At 32.6% G+C, this 16,596-nt stretch carries 19 protein-coding genes and 1 pseudogene; 2 read left to right on the forward strand and 18 right to left on the reverse strand.

The genetic code is table 11. From position 1 onward, the window contains the following. Positions 1 to 286: 286 nt before the first annotated feature. Positions 287 to 940 (forward strand): VTT domain-containing protein, encoded by a 654-nt coding sequence (locus FD36_RS00005; RefSeq protein WP_056957441.1) that lies wholly within the window; start codon positions 287 to 289, stop codon positions 938 to 940. On the opposite strand, the gene FD36_RS00010 is transcribed toward FD36_RS00005, so the two are convergent. The 6 genes from FD36_RS00010 to FD36_RS00035 form a co-directional block, all read right to left on the reverse strand. Then, positions 937 to 1,581 (reverse strand): TIGR01906 family membrane protein, encoded by a 645-nt coding sequence (locus tag FD36_RS00010; protein ID WP_056957442.1) that lies wholly within the window; start codon positions 1,579 to 1,581, stop codon positions 937 to 939. The two genes, FD36_RS00005 and FD36_RS00010, sit on opposite strands and share 4 nt — an antisense overlap. Continuing rightward, positions 1,565 to 2,344, reverse strand: coding sequence for a TIGR01457 family HAD-type hydrolase (locus FD36_RS00015; RefSeq protein ID WP_056957443.1), 780 nt, complete (start codon positions 2,342 to 2,344; stop codon positions 1,565 to 1,567). The genes FD36_RS00010 and FD36_RS00015 overlap by 17 nt, the downstream gene beginning before the upstream one ends. Positions 2,345 to 2,349: 5 nt before the next feature. Continuing rightward, entirely contained in the window at positions 2,350 to 2,874 is a 525-nt protein-coding gene (locus FD36_RS00020) for a YutD family protein (RefSeq protein WP_014082134.1), read from the reverse strand. Next, positions 2,864 to 4,261: a bifunctional metallophosphatase/5'-nucleotidase gene (locus FD36_RS00025; RefSeq protein WP_056957444.1), complete on the reverse strand. Its 1,398-nt coding sequence runs from the start codon at positions 4,259 to 4,261 to the stop codon at positions 2,864 to 2,866. The genes FD36_RS00020 and FD36_RS00025 overlap by 11 nt, the downstream gene beginning before the upstream one ends. A gap of 129 nt (positions 4,262 to 4,390) precedes the next feature. Beyond that, a complete protein-coding gene (locus tag FD36_RS00030; RefSeq protein WP_056957445.1) occupies positions 4,391 to 5,239 on the reverse strand; it encodes a fructosamine kinase family protein in 849 nt (282 codons plus the stop codon). Positions 5,240 to 5,263: 24 nt separating this feature from the next. Further along, the gene (locus FD36_RS00035; RefSeq protein ID WP_056957562.1) at positions 5,264 to 6,595 is read right to left on the reverse strand and encodes an amino acid permease; all 1,332 of its coding nucleotides are present in this window, start codon (positions 6,593 to 6,595) and stop codon (positions 5,264 to 5,266) included. A 250-nt stretch (positions 6,596 to 6,845) separates the two neighbouring features. Between FD36_RS00035 and FD36_RS00040 the strand changes: the two genes are divergently transcribed. Beyond that, on the forward strand, positions 6,846 to 7,913 hold the full coding sequence (locus tag FD36_RS00040) for an ISL3 family transposase (RefSeq protein WP_056957446.1): 1,068 nt from the start codon (positions 6,846 to 6,848) through the stop codon (positions 7,911 to 7,913). Positions 7,914 to 7,970: 57 nt separating this feature from the next. Here the strand turns inward: FD36_RS00040 and FD36_RS00045 are convergent, their stop codons facing one another. The 12 genes and pseudogenes from FD36_RS00045 to FD36_RS00095 form a co-directional block, all read right to left on the reverse strand. Next, on the reverse strand, positions 7,971 to 9,164 hold the full coding sequence (locus tag FD36_RS00045; RefSeq protein ID WP_056957447.1) for an acetate/propionate family kinase: 1,194 nt from the start codon (positions 9,162 to 9,164) through the stop codon (positions 7,971 to 7,973). Between the two features lie 25 nt (positions 9,165 to 9,189). Beyond that, positions 9,190 to 10,206, reverse strand: a complete 1,017-nt coding sequence (locus FD36_RS00050) for a class I SAM-dependent methyltransferase (RefSeq protein WP_082610551.1) — start codon at positions 10,204 to 10,206, stop codon at positions 9,190 to 9,192. A gap of 65 nt (positions 10,207 to 10,271) precedes the next feature. After that, positions 10,272 to 10,439 carry a hypothetical protein gene (locus FD36_RS06630; protein WP_153198635.1) on the reverse strand — a complete coding sequence of 56 codons (168 nt, stop codon included), beginning with the start codon at positions 10,437 to 10,439 and terminating at the stop codon, positions 10,272 to 10,274. Beyond that, positions 10,405 to 10,839, reverse strand: a complete 435-nt coding sequence (locus FD36_RS00055; RefSeq protein WP_056957449.1) for a competence type IV pilus minor pilin ComGF — start codon at positions 10,837 to 10,839, stop codon at positions 10,405 to 10,407. Before FD36_RS00055 ends, FD36_RS06630 begins: the two co-directional genes overlap by 35 nt. A 140-nt stretch (positions 10,840 to 10,979) precedes the next feature. Beyond that, positions 10,980 to 11,426 (reverse strand): type II secretion system protein, encoded by a 447-nt coding sequence (locus tag FD36_RS00060; RefSeq protein WP_056957450.1) that lies wholly within the window; start codon positions 11,424 to 11,426, stop codon positions 10,980 to 10,982. After that, positions 11,410 to 11,709 carry a competence type IV pilus major pilin ComGC gene (gene comGC / locus FD36_RS00065; RefSeq protein ID WP_014082143.1) on the reverse strand — a complete coding sequence of 100 codons (300 nt, stop codon included), beginning with the start codon at positions 11,707 to 11,709 and terminating at the stop codon, positions 11,410 to 11,412. Before comGC ends, FD36_RS00060 begins: the two co-directional genes overlap by 17 nt. Then, positions 11,709 to 12,719: a type II secretion system F family protein gene (locus tag FD36_RS00070; protein ID WP_056957451.1), complete on the reverse strand. Its 1,011-nt coding sequence runs from the start codon at positions 12,717 to 12,719 to the stop codon at positions 11,709 to 11,711. The genes comGC and FD36_RS00070 overlap by 1 nt, the downstream gene beginning before the upstream one ends. Further along, entirely contained in the window at positions 12,688 to 13,656 is a 969-nt protein-coding gene (comGA, locus tag FD36_RS00075; protein ID WP_056957452.1) for a competence type IV pilus ATPase ComGA, read from the reverse strand. Before comGA ends, FD36_RS00070 begins: the two co-directional genes overlap by 32 nt. Positions 13,657 to 13,735: 79 nt before the next feature. Then, positions 13,736 to 14,477, reverse strand: a pseudogene (locus FD36_RS00080) (YebC/PmpR family DNA-binding transcriptional regulator). 77 nt (positions 14,478 to 14,554) lie between these two features. Further along, the gene (gene ccpA / locus FD36_RS00085; RefSeq protein WP_056957453.1) at positions 14,555 to 15,562 is read right to left on the reverse strand and encodes a catabolite control protein A; all 1,008 of its coding nucleotides are present in this window, start codon (positions 15,560 to 15,562) and stop codon (positions 14,555 to 14,557) included. Between the two features lie 117 nt (positions 15,563 to 15,679). Continuing rightward, positions 15,680 to 16,138: a YtxH domain-containing protein gene (locus FD36_RS00090; RefSeq protein ID WP_056957454.1), complete on the reverse strand. Its 459-nt coding sequence runs from the start codon at positions 16,136 to 16,138 to the stop codon at positions 15,680 to 15,682. Between the two features lie 25 nt (positions 16,139 to 16,163). Further along, positions 16,164 to 16,547 carry a DUF948 domain-containing protein gene (locus FD36_RS00095; protein ID WP_056957455.1) on the reverse strand — a complete coding sequence of 128 codons (384 nt, stop codon included), beginning with the start codon at positions 16,545 to 16,547 and terminating at the stop codon, positions 16,164 to 16,166. Positions 16,548 to 16,596: the final 49 nt, after the last annotated feature.

Here is a 16,596-nt window from a genome sequence, read left to right on the forward strand (position 1 = left end):
CCAACTGAGCTATGTCGGAATGAAAACTAAAAATTAATTGCCCTATCAGACAACTATATAATAATAACACGATAAGCGATATAACGTCAAGAAATAATTTGAAATTAATCATCAAAATTATTTCTCAATCTCCCTTACCGGCATTAATAATATTACCAGTAAAGATTAAAAGCGTCAATATCTTTTTTAATTAAATTTAATCAATTTTAAAGTTTTATCGTTTCAATTGTTTGATAGAATATAAGTATTGCATAAAACACATTATGAACGGAGATTTATAACTAATATGAGTACATTGATTGATTTTGTTTTACACATCGATAAGCATCTAATTACCATTGTTAATAATTTTGGTGATTGGACCTATCTAATTTTATTTCTAATAATATTGGTAGAAACCGGTGCCGTGATTCTTCCGTTTCTTCCGGGAGACTCACTTCTCTTTGCTGCAGCTACTTTATCAGCTAATCCTAAATACGGACTAAACATTTGGATTTTTATAATTTTATTTCTAATTGCTTCGGTAAGTGGTGATTCATTAAACTTCTTTATCGGTAAGAAAATAGGAATGGCAATTACCGAAAACCGTTTTCTTAGTAAATTTATTAAGAAAAAGGATTTCGATCACGCTAGAACTTTCTTTGATAAATATGGAGCGGTTGCAATTTTTATCGCGCGTTTTATGCCAATTGTAAGAACTTTCGCCCCATTCGTTGCCGCAAGTAGCGATTACAAATATAGTAAGTTTATCAAATACAACTTAACTGCTTGTATTGCATGGGTTACCCTTTGCTGTGGTGGTGGTTATTTCTTTGGAAATATTCCCTTTGTACAAAAGCATTTCTCAATTGTAGTAATTTCAATCATCTTCATTTCACTTATTCCAGTCATCATTGGAATAATCAAAAGTCACCTAAATAGTAAAAACGAACAAGCCTAATGCTTGTTCGTTTTTATTTGTAATTTGCCATAACCATAAAAACCAATTAATAATAAAAACACTAAACCAAACCACACTGCAAAACAACATAAAAAATATTGATCCGGTAATACATTAATTATCGGATCTTTTTTTGGACTAAAGACCCAGTTATGATTAGGAAAAATCATTTCGTGTAAATAGATAAAAATATCATTAAAATCGATTAAACAAATTAACATTAATAACCATAAAATAATCATGGTACGTTTTAAATAATCAGTTAATTTCCAAAGTTCTCGTTGAATAATTTTTTTATACCAAGTAATTATCAAATAAAGAGTGCTTAACGCTAAAATTAGATAATCAAGCATAACTAACTTACGTACATCCGTAAAATGCTCATACGCACCTTTAGATAAGTGATAAGGGGTTAAATTCATGCCATTAATAAATGGATCCTGAATAAAATCCGTCATCACTTTCAAATTATGTAGCAAAACATTTAGTGAAACATGATATTTATCATTCAAATCTAAATATTTAATCACAATCCCATAAATGAAATTTGCATTGATAACCAAAAAAGTACTCATAGTGATTGAAAATAAAATAATCATCATTAAAAGCACGTAATCACGTTTATTATAAAATCCATTCATCAAAATTATCAATCTCATTCGTTGGTTTATTTGGTAATTTAGCAACTTCATCCCGTTTAGAAACACCAGAATAAACTAATAGAGTGTCGACTCCCGCTTTAATTCCTGCAGAAATATCAGTATCATAATTATCCCCTACCATCACAACTTCATCTTTTTGTAATCCCATCCGTTTTACCGCATTATTCACGATTAAATCATTGGGCTTTCCAATAATAAAGGGATTAGTATGAGTGGCGTAACGGACAGAATCAATAATTGCTCCAGCACTGGGAATCATACCTTGTTCACTGGGGATTAAAGTATCGGCATTTGTTCCAATGAATTTAATCCCCGCATTTACGTAAAGTACAGCTTGCGCTAGTTTTTGATAGGTTAAATCTCGATCTAGGGCAACTACTACATAACTAGGATTGGATGAGTACAAATCAAATCCATTTTCAGTAAGGAGTTGTTTTAACCCCTTTTCACCAATCACATAGGCACTTTTAGTTAACCCATGCTTAACAACATCATTTAGTAAGTATTCAGTAGTCGCTTGTCCAGAAGTATACACATTACTTTCATTGACAAAAATATCGTGATTGTCAGCTAAATTTTTAACCACGTCAGCTGGCTGCTTAGTCGTATTATTGGTGACAAATAAAAATGGAATCTGGTTCTTTTGAAGTCTTTCGACAAATCGTTTGGCCGCTGGAATTTTAATTTTACCTTGATAAATTGTTCCATCAAGATCAATTAAATATCCTTTATATTTTTTCATGAATATTAGTCCCCACTTTTTTGGCGAATAGTAAACTTACGATGATGATTAGGTTTAGTTTGCTTTTGCGGTTGTCGCTTGGGTTTATTTTCGTGATTCTTTTGGATATTACTCTTTTGATGATTACGGTTTCTTGGACGAGTAATTGGTTTCTTGTTTTCCTTTACTTTACTTGCTTCAAGATTATGTAAAACAAAATAACTCGAACCAAAATTACAATAATCAATTAAGTAATCTTGAATTGAACTCTTTTTTAAATCACTTTCAACATTACGTTGATCGTCATAAAAACCTTTTAATCGTAATTGTCCATAACCAATATCACCAACAATATAATCAAAATGAGTAAAAATAGGATTAAAAGTATTCTCAAACTGTCCTAACTCAAATCCATCATTTTTATTAACAATTAAATTATACAAATGACCGTTAATTTTTAAAGTATTTTCATCAACTCGCTTTATATCTGCAAGCTTCGTTCTAGCATCTTTACGAGTATCAATTAATTCTTCAATTTCACTATGCTTCATTCTTTTCATTCCTTATTGGATATTTTTTTGCTAAATACTCAGCAAAAATTTGTTTTAAAGTTCCATCAAAATATATTTTATTTTTACCAGCAATATCAACAGTTGGAAAAAATGGAATAAAATCATAATGATCAATTAATCCAACTTCATATTTTTTAAATAAAATTATTTGTTTTCCATGCCATAATACGCGATTACGTTTATCATCATATTCAACTCCATCGTACTCTAGCAAGCCAAAATATTTCCCACGAAATCCCATTCCTTTTTGTTCAAAATGAATCAAGAACTTTTTATTCTTTTCCATTTCTTTAATTAAACGAACCAAATCAAATCCCCAAAGAGTTGTCTTCATGGCATGGATGTTGTGTGGAAGGACCTGTTGAATTTGATTCATATCAACAATTCCTTTTGGCAAATCTTTTAAAAATAAACCGGTATTCAAAATTGCCGCTTCAGTTTTCGTATAAGATTCAAGTGCTTTCAATCCAACCTCTATCATTGAATTATCAGACTCTAATGAGGTAGTTAAGAGCTTAGGTAAATCAGCAATTTTTTGATCAGCTAACATCGTGTGTCCTTGCTGATCAATTTCTTCGATCCAATCTTTGTCCTCGGGCTGACTAGCTAATTCGCTAACTTTAACTACTTCTGCTTGACGATTTGAAACTTGCTTACCATCAACATCAAAAGTAATCACACCAACATAATGTCCCCATTTTTCTGCAGCAGTTAGCAAAGTTTGGTTTACTAACTTACCTGTTTTCAATAAATGATGGGTGTGACCACCAATAATTATTGAGATTTCTGGAAAACGTTTTGCAATTTCACCATCGTAATTAATACCGAGATGAGAAAGTAAAATCAAAACGTCATAATCTCCACTCCACTTTTTTAGTTGCTTGTTAATTGTTTCGTAGACTGGATAAACATTCCAACCAAGCATTTTAAAGGTGGGATAAGGAAAAGTTAAGGCCATAAATCTAAGCTTAGAACCATTCGGTAAAACATAATCAGCGTATGAATCAGACCATTGTGGTTTTTTGCCTGTTTCTTTTTCATCAACATTGTCTAAAATAACTTTGAAGTTAGCTTTATCATATAGATGTTCTAAGTCGTCATGAGAATTAGTCAAAACTTCATTATTTCCGACGGTTGCAACGTCATAATTAAGTTGATTTAAAAGTTCAACATTTGCTTGACCGTTAGTCACATCTGTTAAGGGATTAGAACGATCCATTGCGTCACCATCATCAACGCGAAAAACAGAGTATCCTTGGAATTCAAGTTCTTTTGTTTTACTTTGCATAAAACGTTTAATCTTAGGGAAATTTTCAAAATGTGAATGTAAATCATTAGTATGTAAAATGGCTACTTTATTTTTCATCTTCATTCCCCTCGTCTTAACATATATTTTAATTCTACCATCTCTCAAAAATTTAAACAGACAAAAAGGCCAACGTACCAAAAAAGCTCTCATTTGAAAAAATCAAATGAAAGCTTTTATTTTTAGATACTAATTAAACGAGCCCAAAATCCCATCTAATAAAGACTCATAATTTTCACCAAAATAATAAACATGCATTAAAGCGTAATAAAATTGATACCAACTAACTCTTTTTTCAAATCCAGGTCTTAATGGATATGTATCGTTATACCCACGATAAAAATCATTATTAAACCCACCAAAGACGGTTGTAATTCCTATATCAAATTCACGGTCGCCATAAAAAACATCTGGATCAATTAACATTGGTTGATGATTGGCAGTGAAAATTGCATTTCCAATCCACAAATCACCATGTAAAAGACTAGGTTCAATTTTGTGGTTTTTATCATAATCAATGATTTGTTGTCTTAAAATTTGATAATGTTGTTCACGTGATTGATTCCAACGACCCTTTTCTTTAGCAAATTTAATCAAGGGTTCTAACCGTTGCTCAATAAAGAATTTAGACCAACTAGTCTGCCAAGTATTAATTTTAGGAAATTTACTAGCTGTAAAATTATGATCCAACCCAAATTTTTGCTGATGAATTTGGTGGACTTGGGCAACCATCTGACCCAAATTGTATTGATTACCAGTACCAATCTCAATCCAAGCTAAAAGCAAAAAACCATCATGCTCAATTTCTCCGTAATCAATCGCAGTCGGAACATTAGCAGCCTGTGACAATAATTTAATTCCCTCAACCTCGTGAGCAAAAAAACTTTTGCCTCGATTCGGTTGAACTTTTAAGAATAAACGTCCTTCGTCACTGATTACTTCATAAGAATCGTTAATGTCCCCACCAGCAACTGGTTTTAAACTTTTTATATTTGTTAGTGGTAATTGAGCTAACCATTCATCTGATAATTTTTTCATCTGATGCCTCTTAATAATTTTAAATTATTTTAATTTATAATTGTCAAATAAATACATTACAACAAACCAAATTACTGAACCGAGTAACGCAATCAAAGTCGATAATTGGAAAAGAAGCACAATTGAAACCATTACCATAAAAGCGAGCACAAATAAGTTGGAATATGGAAAGAGTGGCATTTTAAAAGGTAATGCTTTGATTTCTTCAACACTCAATGACTTCCGGTACTTATAATGAGCAATCACAATTAGTGACCAAATGTATAAGAAACAAGTCGTTGCTACACTAGAAATGAAGTCAAACACGCCACTTGGAATAATGATATCAAGAATAACTGACAAAGCAATCAATAAAGTACATAAGAGAATGGCATTGGTAGGAAGACCTCGTTTTGAAAGAATTCCTAATTTTTTTGCAAACTTATTTTTGCTACCTGAAGTAAGAGAATACAACATTCTTCCAGTTGTAAAGACCGCACTATTACAAGAAGAGACGGCAGCGGTTAAAACGACAAAATTAACAATGGCGGCTGCTGATTTAATTCCAATTCCTTGAAAGACTTGAACAAAGGGACTTGAATCTGGTGATACATAAGTCCAAGGGTAGATACACATTAAAGCGACTAACGCTCCAATATAAAATAGGATAATTCTAACGGGAACATCATTAATACATTTAGGAATAATTTTTTGCGGATCTTTAGTTTCAGAAGCAGTCATTCCAATCATCTCAACTCCAACAAAACTAAAAACTACCATTTGGAAAGAAAGGAAGAACCCGCTAAAACCATGTGGGAAGAAACTTACATTAGTAATATTACTAACAGAAGCATTTCCAACGGGAGTTTTGTAATTAATTGCAACGAGGATTACCCCAACGCCAATTAATACTAAAATTGCAACCACTTTAATAATGGCAAACCAGAACTCAGTTTCTCCAAATGCAGATACAGTAATTGAATTCATAAAAAATAAAATTACTAATAAGAACAGAGCAGTTACCCAAATTGGAAGATGAGGATACCAAAACTGCATATATAACCCGGCAGCTGTAATTTCAGCCATTGCAATGGTTATCCAACAAATTAAGTAGGTCCATCCAGCAACAAATCCTGTTTTTTTGCCTAGATACTTATCAATGAAATCAATAAATGAAACACTGCTTGTATGTGACAATAATAGTTCGCCTAGTGCTCTCATCAAGAAGAAACAAGCTAACCCAGCAATCAAATATGCAAGTAGGATTGATGGTCCTGCAAGATGAATCGATTTACCAGCTCCCAAGAATAATCCGGTTCCTATCGTTCCTCCAAGAGCAATTAGTTGAACGTGACGACTTTTTAAACCACGTTCCATGTTTTGTTCATTATTTTCAGTCAATTAAATTACGTCCTTTCAAATTAACAAATAGATTAACTAAATTATACTTGTTTTTCCTAAATATGTCTAAATAAAAAAGACACTTGTTTAAAAAGTGTCTATAATTATGACTCTACAATTTTAAGTACTGATGGATTTAACATCGATACTTATTTTGGTTTAAATTTAAAATAAAAAACGAAAGATGGCTCGGAACCCCGTCTTCGTAAAGAAAGGACCATCCTTCATGAATTATTCTACCAAAGCTGCTCTTGAAATTAAAGATCCCTACTTTGAATTAGATACAGCACACTTTAAAGATGCAATTGAAGATCAAGGTAACCAGGTAATTGTGCATCTTATTCAGTCTTATCCTTTACATTGCCCGCGTTGCGGTCAATTAATGCTCAAGAATGGCTTTAACCTCGATCAATTCTTCAAGCCTAACTACCACTGGCTACCACGACACATTGCTTTTGATGATTTTAAGTCTGGTCGCTTTGCGCCCAGTGGAATGAGTATGATCTTGATGAACATTGAAAATCATCGTACTTTAGACATTATTTTGTCACGACGAAGTCGCTACTTACGCAATTACTTTCTGCGTTACGACCGCTCGGCTCGTTTAGCGGTTCAAACAATTACGGTTGACCTGTATACACCTTACCGTCATCTTATTCATGAATTGTTCCCTCATGCCATTATTATTGCCGACCACTTTCACGTGGTCGCCCAAGCATATCGTGCTTTGAATCAAATTCGTATCAAGGCTATGAATAGAGCCGGGAAAGGTACTCACCAGTGGCGAGCTCTTAAACACTTCTGGAAACTAATTTTAACTCCAGCAGGACTTCTTAAATATGATAACTATTGGTCACGCCATAATTTTGGTTACGCTCAGCTTACCGACGTTGAAGTAGTTCATCGCTTACTGTCTTTCGATGATGATCTAAGTCAAGCCTATCGTTATTATCAAAATCTAATTTTAGCCGTCAGTCATCGTGATCAAGGTGAATTGAATCAGTTACTCAGTCAAAAATGGACCACGCTACCTTGGCCACTCCAAAAGGTTCAACGAACCTTGCGGAGCCATAAATTAGAGATCATTAACAGCTTCAAATACCAAAACTATACTAATGGCCCAGTAGAAGGGACAAATAACAAAATTAAAGTCATTAAACGAACCGCTTATGGTTTTCGCAACTTCTTCAATTTTCGGGCTCGTATCCTGCTCGCCCTACCTAATTCATATATTGCCATCAACTGGAACCATAAAAGAACAGCTCATGCCAAATTCCAGACACGAGCTGCTTGAAAACTTATTCTATTTTCTCATCAGTACTTCTTGACGAAGAGCCATAATTATTTAATTTTATTTATTTGCTAATGTTTGAACATCGCGTACAATCATCAATTCTTCATCAGTAGGAACTAATAAAGTCTTAATCTTTGAGTCTTTTGCACTAATATCTCTAACAACACCACGAACGTCATTCTTTTCGTTATCAACGCCAATTCCAAAGTAGTTTAATCCTTCTGCTACTTCTTTACGAATAGTAATGCTATTTTCACCAACACCGGCAGTAAACACAATTGCATCTGCACCACCCATTTCAGCAAGGTAAGCACCAACATAACGAATAATCCGGTTAACGTAAATTTCACGAGCTACTTTAGCACGTGGATTAGTTGCTTGAGCTGCTTCAACTTCACGCATATCAGCAGAAACTCCAGAAATTCCAAGAAGCCCAGATTTTGTATTAAGTACTTTAATCATTTCATTGATATCTGTCATGCCTTCTTTTTCCATTACATAAGCAAGCAATGAAGAATCTACATCACCAGAACGAGTAGCCATGGTAATTCCTGTTACGGGAGTGAATCCCATTGAAGTATCAAATGATTTACCATTTTTAACGGCACAAATTGAAGCACCAGCACCTAAATGCATAATAATCATCTTCAAATCTTCAACTGGTTTGCCAAGTAATTCAGCAGCACGTTGACTTACATAACGGTAACTAATTCCGTGGAATCCATATTTACGAGCACTATATTTTTCATAATATTCATAGGGAAGACTGTATAAGAAATTCTTTTCAGGTAAAGTTGCATGGAAAGCAGTATCAAAAACGGCCACACTAATAATATCAGGCAAAACTTTCTTAAAAGCTTTGATTCCAAGAACATTAGCTGGTTCATGAAGTGGTGCTAATTCAGTTAAGCTTTCAATTTTTTTCAAAACATCAGGAGTAATAACTACTGATTTATCAAAGTATTCACCACCAGCAACAACTCGGTGACCAACTCCATTAATTTCTGAGTATTCTTTAATAATATCAAGATCCAATAATTGATCTAATAAAATTTGAATAGCTTGTTCATGATTTTTTACATCTGTTGTTTTTTCATATTTCTTGCCATCACCATATTTAATTTCAACATGTGAAGCAGGAAGTGCAATTCTTTCAATTACACCTTCAGCTAAAACATTTTCTTCAGGCATTTCATATAATTTGAACTTTAAAGTTGAACTACCGGCATTAACAGCAATAATCTTACTCATAATTATCTCCCTTATTTTTTGAAATTTATTTCTTCAATAAATCTTTTTCTTCCCAATCAACAACTTCTTGCATGAATTTTTGAAAAGCCTCGGTATCTTTAAATGATGGGAATTCTCCAAGCATTACTTTGTCTGCCTGTTTAGCACCATTACCGCGTTTTTGTAAAATCATAATTGCTTTTTGAGCACTTTCATTTAAAAACAATTCTTTTGGTAAATTTAAAACACCTTGTAAATAGACAGTGTCTTGCATCCATTTTAACAAACCTTTAGCTTCATTAGTTTGAAATAAGTTACTTGGAACAAGAAAGACTGCAAATTCACCCTCTTTTAAGTACTTAACTGATTGCTCAATTAAAAGGTGATGAACGTATGAATGACCTTTACTAGCTCTAGTTTCAAAACCAACTGTATTTTCATCAATTGGATAATAGCCAACTGGCAAATCAGAAACTACTAAATCGATATCTGGAATATCCATTTCAGCAAGACTGTCTTGATGAATCAATTCAATATCTAATCCTTGCATCTTAGCACTAATACTTGCAATTGAAATCATAGAATCGTCATTATCAATCCCAATTCCAGAAACATTCTCATGTAATTCCAAATTCAGTTGATTCATCACCGCAGTTAAAAGATTTGCCGATCCAACTGCGGGATCAAGAACCTTAACTGACTTTTGTTCTTTGTATAAACGCAAAATCAAATATCCCATAATATAGGCAATCGTATCAGGAGTGATTTGATGAATTGCTTGGATTTTATCAACTTTAATTGCTCTAATCATAGCCATTTGGATAGCTCGACGAATCGAAGGAGCATCCATCTTTTTATAATCAACCGTTTTATAAAGTTCCGTCAATTCTTTGACAATTTTTTCATTTGGAACTCCATCTTCAACACGTACCGTCCCATTATCAATAATGTTATCAGCCGTTTCAATAAAGGCATCCAAATATGAAGTATTAAGGGCTTGCATTAATACCGTGGTAGATTGATCAAAGACTTGATATAAATCTGTGGTATCTTTTTCAGACAATATCTTCAGCTCCTTTAGCTTGTATCTAGGTTAATATTAACGAAATTATTGTCGTTTTTCAAGATTCATTGTTCGATTGTTCGTAACATATGAGCAATTCTTAAATTATTACTGTGAACCTGTGTATCGACAGTTTTTAATTGATAAGTAATCACGATAGCAACTAAAAATGAAAAAATAATTGCAATAAAAGTTAAACTACCTTTTCGTTGTGAGATTACTGGTAAATTCATAAGTATGTCCCCTTAGCTTAATCGTTGAAATCACATGATTTTGGTCTATTTTCCAATTTGCATCTTCAACATGCAAAATTAATGGCATATAGCCACCATCAGTTGTTTTCATTTTAATTTGATCTTTATAACGACTCACAATATAACTTTTTTGTTCTGTTTGACTATATAAAAATAATTGATTGTTTTTAATCATCAAACTTTTAAAAGCAAATTGTTTGGATTCAATTAAATCTAAATAACGAAAAATTTCACTTTCTTGTTGTTGGTTTAAATTATTTTTACGCATTTGTTGGAATGTAAATCCAATCAAACTAACTGCAATTGAAATAATTAATAAAGAAAAAATGGTCTCCACAAGGGAAAAACCATTTCTATGTTTATTTATTTTTAAATTCATAGATTCTCCTAGTTTCCATCAATTTATGATTACTTTGACTTAACCTTTGATTCATAACTTGGCTTATTGAAAAATAAAGGGTCCCAGCTGTACAAATAATGAAGAAACCAATTAAAGTATCTACTAAGGTAAAACCCGATCTACTTATCATCTTCACAATAATAAATCCCCCATCCTAACTGAAATTTTTGATGAATTTTACAGTGACGATTTTGCGAATACCAATTTAGCGTTTGGGGTTTAACAAACCCTTTTTCGGTAATCTTAATTTCCCGAAACTCTACTGGTCTTAATCCATCAGGTAATTGAACTCGCTTATAATGAAGTCCATTATTCCTGTATTGTGAGAAAACCACTTCATCAGAATTTGACCAAAAACTAACCGTTGTAATTTGTCCATTATCTTTTGCCATTTGAATAGCCGAATTCCATTGTTCATCAAAGCAACGCCAAAAAGCTTTTTCTTTTATATTACTTTGTGGAAACATAGCAACTGCAAAAACTAAAAATATCAAAATTAAGGCACTTATTCCGAGTACAATAACAGTTTCAATCAGAGTAAAACCTTTTCTAATCTTTTTTGGCATGATTATCTTGAATTGTAATCTTTTCTTCAGTCGCCTGTTTAACTTGTTTCTTAGTTAAATAATTATTTTCGACTAATTTATCAAATGTTACATTATTATCAGAATGATCATCTTCAAACGCATCAATTTGTGTTTGCACAACACTAACCATTGCATTTCCATGCACTGAATTTGCATGATCCTTTTGCGAACTTAGATTGGGAATGATAATCAAAATTAATAATGAAATTATAAATAGCACAACTGTCATTTCGATTAGGGTGAAACCTTTTCTTTTTTTCATTAATAAATATTCTCCATTGAATGATATAGGGGTAACAACATTTTTAAATAAGTAACAACAATTGTAATTCCTATAATCACAAACGCTGTAGGTTGAATTAGGCTAATTAATCTTTCTGATTTTTTGATTAACCGTTGAAAGCATAATCTACTTAATGCACGTAAATTTTTTGCTAACATTTCATTGGTACTTCCATTGGATAAAAAAACAACTAGTTCATTAGATACAAAATAGTAACGTTTAAAAATTTGCTCAATCCCAATCCCTTGTTTTAAAGATCTATCCATTTCCTGACCAATTTCAAAAAGTAACGTTCGTTCTTTAAATTTTGCGAATACTTGGACAATCTTACGTAAATCTAACCCATTTTGGAGCATAATTGCTAAATTACTGGTTAAATAGTATTCATAATATGAACTAAAAATCATTCCTAAAAATGGAATTTTTGCTAGAAAATTTGCTTTATAGATTGCTTGTTTAGCTAAGAAATCTTTAACACGATAGAACCCAGATATTCCAAAAAATCCAATCACAACAATCGTTAAGTAAGTAATCCAATTTTTGGAAGCAGTTATATTGCCTAAAGCATTTGTTTCTGGTAAAACGAAGAGTTTAATTGATATCAACAATAAAATTAAAAAGAAAAACAAAATTAAGGGATAAATTGCAATATCACGAATCTTATTCTTTTGTTTTAAACGAAGTTGAATAAATTCACTAATTTCTTGCATTCCATCCTCAATCTTACCGTGTTCATCAGCAATTAATAATTGTTGATACATTGAATTGTTTAAAAAGAATTTCATTGATTTAGGCAATGGATAACCACTTTTTAATCCTTGTTCGACTTTTAAAATTATTTTGCGATTCTTTTTCGAAACAGTTTTAATAAAATCTAATGCTTGTGAAATTGAAAAACCAATTTTCATCAATTCCGAAATTGTAGAAAAAATAAAAGATTGTTGTTGCAATGTGACCTTATCCGAATTGATATTTTTTCTGAATTTCACTAGAAATCTTCCCTTCCTTGTACAAATTACACAATTTATTTTTCCAATCTTCCATATCGTACTTTTGGTTTTCAAGCATTTCTAAATTTGAGACTGAAATTAAGGCTTGATTATTTCCTGAATTTGTAGGTAATAATCGCTGATAGACAATCGAATTGGTTGCACTTTTTAATTGTTCATATTTAATCCCTAACTCTAGCATCCGCTGCACAACTCCCGCTGGTGTTTTTGCATGAACCGTGGTAAATACAAGATGTCCACTTAAAGCTGCCCGAACAGCAATCTTGGCAGTTTGTTCATCACGGATTTCCCCGATAATAAAAACATCAGGACGTTGTCGCAAACCAACTTTCAACAAATTGGCGTAACTCATATCAGCTTTTTCGTTAACTTCTAACTGTAAAAAACGATCCTCAAAGATTTCAACCGGGTCCTCAATCGACATAATTACTTCATTTTCGTGTAACGAACGGGCAATTTTATAAATTGTACTAGTTTTTCCTGAGCCAGTAGGCCCTGAGAAAATCATTAAACCCCTTTGATTAGATAATGACTTTAATTTATGTAGCATCTGTTCCTCAAAAAATTGACAATCCTCGTTTCCATTATCGTAAATAATTCTCATTACTAGTGATTCATGATGTTTAAACGTTCCTACAGATGATAATCGAATTCTTAAATTCAGCTTTTGATGCTCATAGGAAAGTGATCCTAACTGTGGTCTCCTTTTTTCTGATACTGACATTCCGCTTTGATATTTACAAAAAGTGATTATTCTTTGTGCTTTTTCAAAAGAAATTTCAGATAACTGAATTACTCCTTTAACTGTATGAATTTTAACTTCATAATTGGTACTTTTGGGCAAAAAATAAATGTCGGAAGCCCGTTGCTGAACCGCTAATTCAATTATTTGATCAAATAAATTACTAATTTCCATTTTTTCACATCCTTTTTTATAAGATACGAAAAAAGACCCAATCTAATTTAAGATTGAGTCTTTTTAGAAATCTATTTAATTATGCTTCTGCATCTTCAGGTAAAACAGCAGCTTCATAGACATCTTGAACATCATCATTTTCAGATAATTCATCAATTAGTCCAGTGTATTGCGCAATTTTATCTTCAGGTACTTCTGTAACAGTTTGTGGGAATAAACGAACTTCTGAGTTATCAAGTTTGTAACCAGATGCTTGTAAAGCATCTCGAACTGCAACCATGTTTGAAGGATCAGTGAAGATTTGATATTCATCATCAGTAACCTTCATATCATCAGCACCAGCATCTAAAGCTTCCATTAACATTGTATCCTCATCGTCTTCAGTATCGTCACGTAAAACAACGATGTATCCCTTACGGTCAAAGTTGTAAGAAACTGAACCATTAGTTCCTAAAGAACCACCATGATGAGTAAAAGCAGAACGAACTGCAGCAGCTTGTCCGATTTCTATTATCAGTCAAAGCTGAAACCATTACAGCAGTTCCACCAGGTCCATAACCTTCATAAGTTACTTCTTCGAAGTTAGCAGCTCCAACACCAGAAGCTTTGTCTAAAGCACGTTGAACGTTATCTTTAGGCATATTTGCAGCTCTAGCTTTTTCTAATTCAAGTCTTAATTGTGGATTACCATCTGGATCAACTCCACCTGATTTAGCAGCTTGGTACAAGTTACGTGAAATCTTTTGGAAAATTTTACCTCTTTTTGCATCTTGAGCGTTTTTACGACCCTGAATATTATGCCATTTTGAATGTCCTGACATGATTCAGCACCCCTCTCTATATCTGAAATTAACAATTTCGATTATACCAACAAAAACCGCCATAATCAAATTTACTGCTATTTTGTTGAATTTCTGTCTTTTAAACCAAACGGTAATAAAATATTTCGTTCAGAAACTTCTTCATTTTTCATTAATTTTGTTAATAATCGCATTGAAACTGCACCAATATCATAAAGCGGTTGAGTAATGGTTGATAACATTGGCCGTGTCATTTCGGTTAATTTAGTATTATCACTTGTTGCAACTTCAAATTGTTCAGGAACATTGATTCCACTATCAGACATTGAGTTCATAACACCGGCAGCAACATCATCATTGCTTACGATTGCTGCAGTAACTTCTTCTTGAACTAACTTATTTCTTAGTTTGTATCCACTATCATAAGTGGCTTCATTTGCCTCAAACAACAGAGTCTTACGGAATGGAATTCCCGCATCTCTTAAAGCATCTTTGTAACCTTCAATTCTGTAATCTTTATTGATTGAACGGTTCAAGTGAGAAGCAACAAATGCCACACGATCATTTCCATTTTTTAACAATTCATTAGTTTGGGCATAAACAGCTTTACGATAATCAATATTTACACTATTAAATTGGTTTTGGGAATCTACTGATCCTGCTAAAACAACGGGAATCCGTTCGTTACTCATATCAGATCGAACGGCTTCACTAATTTCATTACCCATAAAAATAAGTCCATCAACTTGTTTTGAGTATAAAGTGTTAAGTGCTTTAAGCTCCTTTTTTTCATCACCATCTGAATTGGTCAAAATAATATTATATTGATACATTTCTGCAATATCATCAATTCCGCGAGCTAAAGCGGCAAAATAAGAGTTCGTAACATTAGGAATAATTACTCCAACCGTAGTAGTTTTTTTACTTGCTAAACCTCTAGCGACATCGTTAGGACGATAATTTAAACGTTTAACGACATCTAAAACTTTTTTTTCGGTTTCCGGTTTAACGTTATGATTATGATTAATCGCTCGTGAAACTGTTGCCATTGAAACGGAAGCTTCTCTTGCAACATCATAAATTGTAACAGTTTCTTTTTTCTTCATTTTAGTTACTCGACCTTCTTTCAATATAGACTTATTATCTACAAGAATAGCAGAGTAACCGTTTACATTCAAGTAATAAAAAAAACCATTCAAAATGGTCTTTTTCAAAACTAAAATTTAATCACGATGTTCTTCAGTAGTTTTTTCAACAATTCTATTATCATTATCATTTTCGGTAGAAAATGCGTCATCCATATCTAAAGTAATATCATCAGATTCTTTATCTTTTTCAAGATCTTGTTCAGGTGTTTTAGGAACTGTAATCAAGTTTAAATAAGTTTGTAAATCACTTAAATCTTCTTTTAAATCTAAAAGTTTGTTGCTAACTTTTTCACTAGCATCATCAAAAGAATCCTTATAGCTATTTACTCTGTAATTTGCTGAGTCTTTGGCATCTGCAAATGAATCAGCTGCGTAATATGCATAATCAAACGCACGATCCTTAGCATCTTCAACTGCGTCTAAGACAGTATTTCTAAGTTCGTATTGTTTTTCTTCATCAAGTGAATGATATGCAGCAAATGCAGCAGCTCCACCTAAAATTGTTCCTAAAAATAAACCTTTTTTAAAGCTCATGATATTCTCCCTTTTTTAACGAAAATTATTTTTTCTTATTCTTTTTTGAAAACAACTTCATTGCAGTGTTAGCCACAATGCTAAGAATTGATGTCTTGGTAAATAAATTGAGTTTATTCTTTAAATTATCAGTCGTGCTTTTAGCTTTTTCAGTTGCTTCGGTAACAGTTGTACCTATTTCAGCTGCTGCTTGAAAAACTGGGTCAATTTGGTCAATTCGATCATTAACATTTTCAATTAAATCACTAACGTTGTCGCTTAAATCGTTGATATCAATGGTAATTGAATCTAAATTACGACTAGCATCATTTAAAGCCTTAACTAAATTAAGTAAAAAGATTCCGATAAATATTACTAATACAGCAAACGCAATTGCGGCGATTAAACCGGCTATTTGTCCAACAGTCATTGAACTACCTCCTAATGATTTATAACAAGTTAAGAATATCATTATTTCA

Source organism: Fructilactobacillus sanfranciscensis DSM 20451 (assembly GCF_001436035.1).
GTDB lineage: Bacteria > Bacillota > Bacilli > Lactobacillales > Lactobacillaceae > Fructilactobacillus > Fructilactobacillus sanfranciscensis.

Excerpts from the sequence above, each read along its gene's own strand:
- FD36_RS00005 (WP_056957441.1), top strand. The coding sequence starts at position 287 with ATGAGTACATTGATTGATTTTGTTTTACACATCGATAAGCATCTAATT.
- FD36_RS00010 (WP_056957442.1), bottom strand. The coding sequence starts at position 1,581 with ATGAATGGATTTTATAATAAACGTGATTACGTGCTTTTAATGATGATT.
- FD36_RS00015 (WP_056957443.1), bottom strand. The coding sequence starts at position 2,344 with ATGAAAAAATATAAAGGATATTTAATTGATCTTGATGGAACAATTTAT.
- FD36_RS00020 (WP_014082134.1), bottom strand. The coding sequence starts at position 2,874 with ATGAAGCATAGTGAAATTGAAGAATTAATTGATACTCGTAAAGATGCT.
- FD36_RS00025 (WP_056957444.1), bottom strand. The coding sequence starts at position 4,261 with ATGAAAAATAAAGTAGCCATTTTACATACTAATGATTTACATTCACAT.
- FD36_RS00030 (WP_056957445.1), bottom strand. The coding sequence starts at position 5,239 with ATGAAAAAATTATCAGATGAATGGTTAGCTCAATTACCACTAACAAAT.
- FD36_RS00035 (WP_056957562.1), bottom strand. The coding sequence starts at position 6,595 with ATGGAACGTGGTTTAAAAAGTCGTCACGTTCAACTAATTGCTCTTGGA.
- FD36_RS00040 (WP_056957446.1), top strand. The coding sequence starts at position 6,846 with ATGAATTATTCTACCAAAGCTGCTCTTGAAATTAAAGATCCCTACTTT.
- FD36_RS00045 (WP_056957447.1), bottom strand. The coding sequence starts at position 9,164 with ATGAGTAAGATTATTGCTGTTAATGCCGGTAGTTCAACTTTAAAGTTC.
- FD36_RS06630 (WP_153198635.1), bottom strand. The coding sequence starts at position 10,439 with ATGAATTTACCAGTAATCTCACAACGAAAAGGTAGTTTAACTTTTATT.
- FD36_RS00055 (WP_056957449.1), bottom strand. The coding sequence starts at position 10,839 with ATGAATTTAAAAATAAATAAACATAGAAATGGTTTTTCCCTTGTGGAG.
- FD36_RS00060 (WP_056957450.1), bottom strand. The coding sequence starts at position 11,426 with ATGCCAAAAAAGATTAGAAAAGGTTTTACTCTGATTGAAACTGTTATT.
- comGC (WP_014082143.1), bottom strand. The coding sequence starts at position 11,709 with ATGAAAAAAAGAAAAGGTTTCACCCTAATCGAAATGACAGTTGTGCTA.
- comGA (WP_056957452.1), bottom strand. The coding sequence starts at position 13,656 with ATGGAAATTAGTAATTTATTTGATCAAATAATTGAATTAGCGGTTCAG.
- ccpA (WP_056957453.1), bottom strand. The coding sequence starts at position 15,562 with ATGAAGAAAAAAGAAACTGTTACAATTTATGATGTTGCAAGAGAAGCT.
- FD36_RS00090 (WP_056957454.1), bottom strand. The coding sequence starts at position 16,138 with ATGAGCTTTAAAAAAGGTTTATTTTTAGGAACAATTTTAGGTGGAGCT.
- FD36_RS00095 (WP_056957455.1), bottom strand. The coding sequence starts at position 16,547 with ATGACTGTTGGACAAATAGCCGGTTTAATCGCCGCAATTGCGTTTGCT.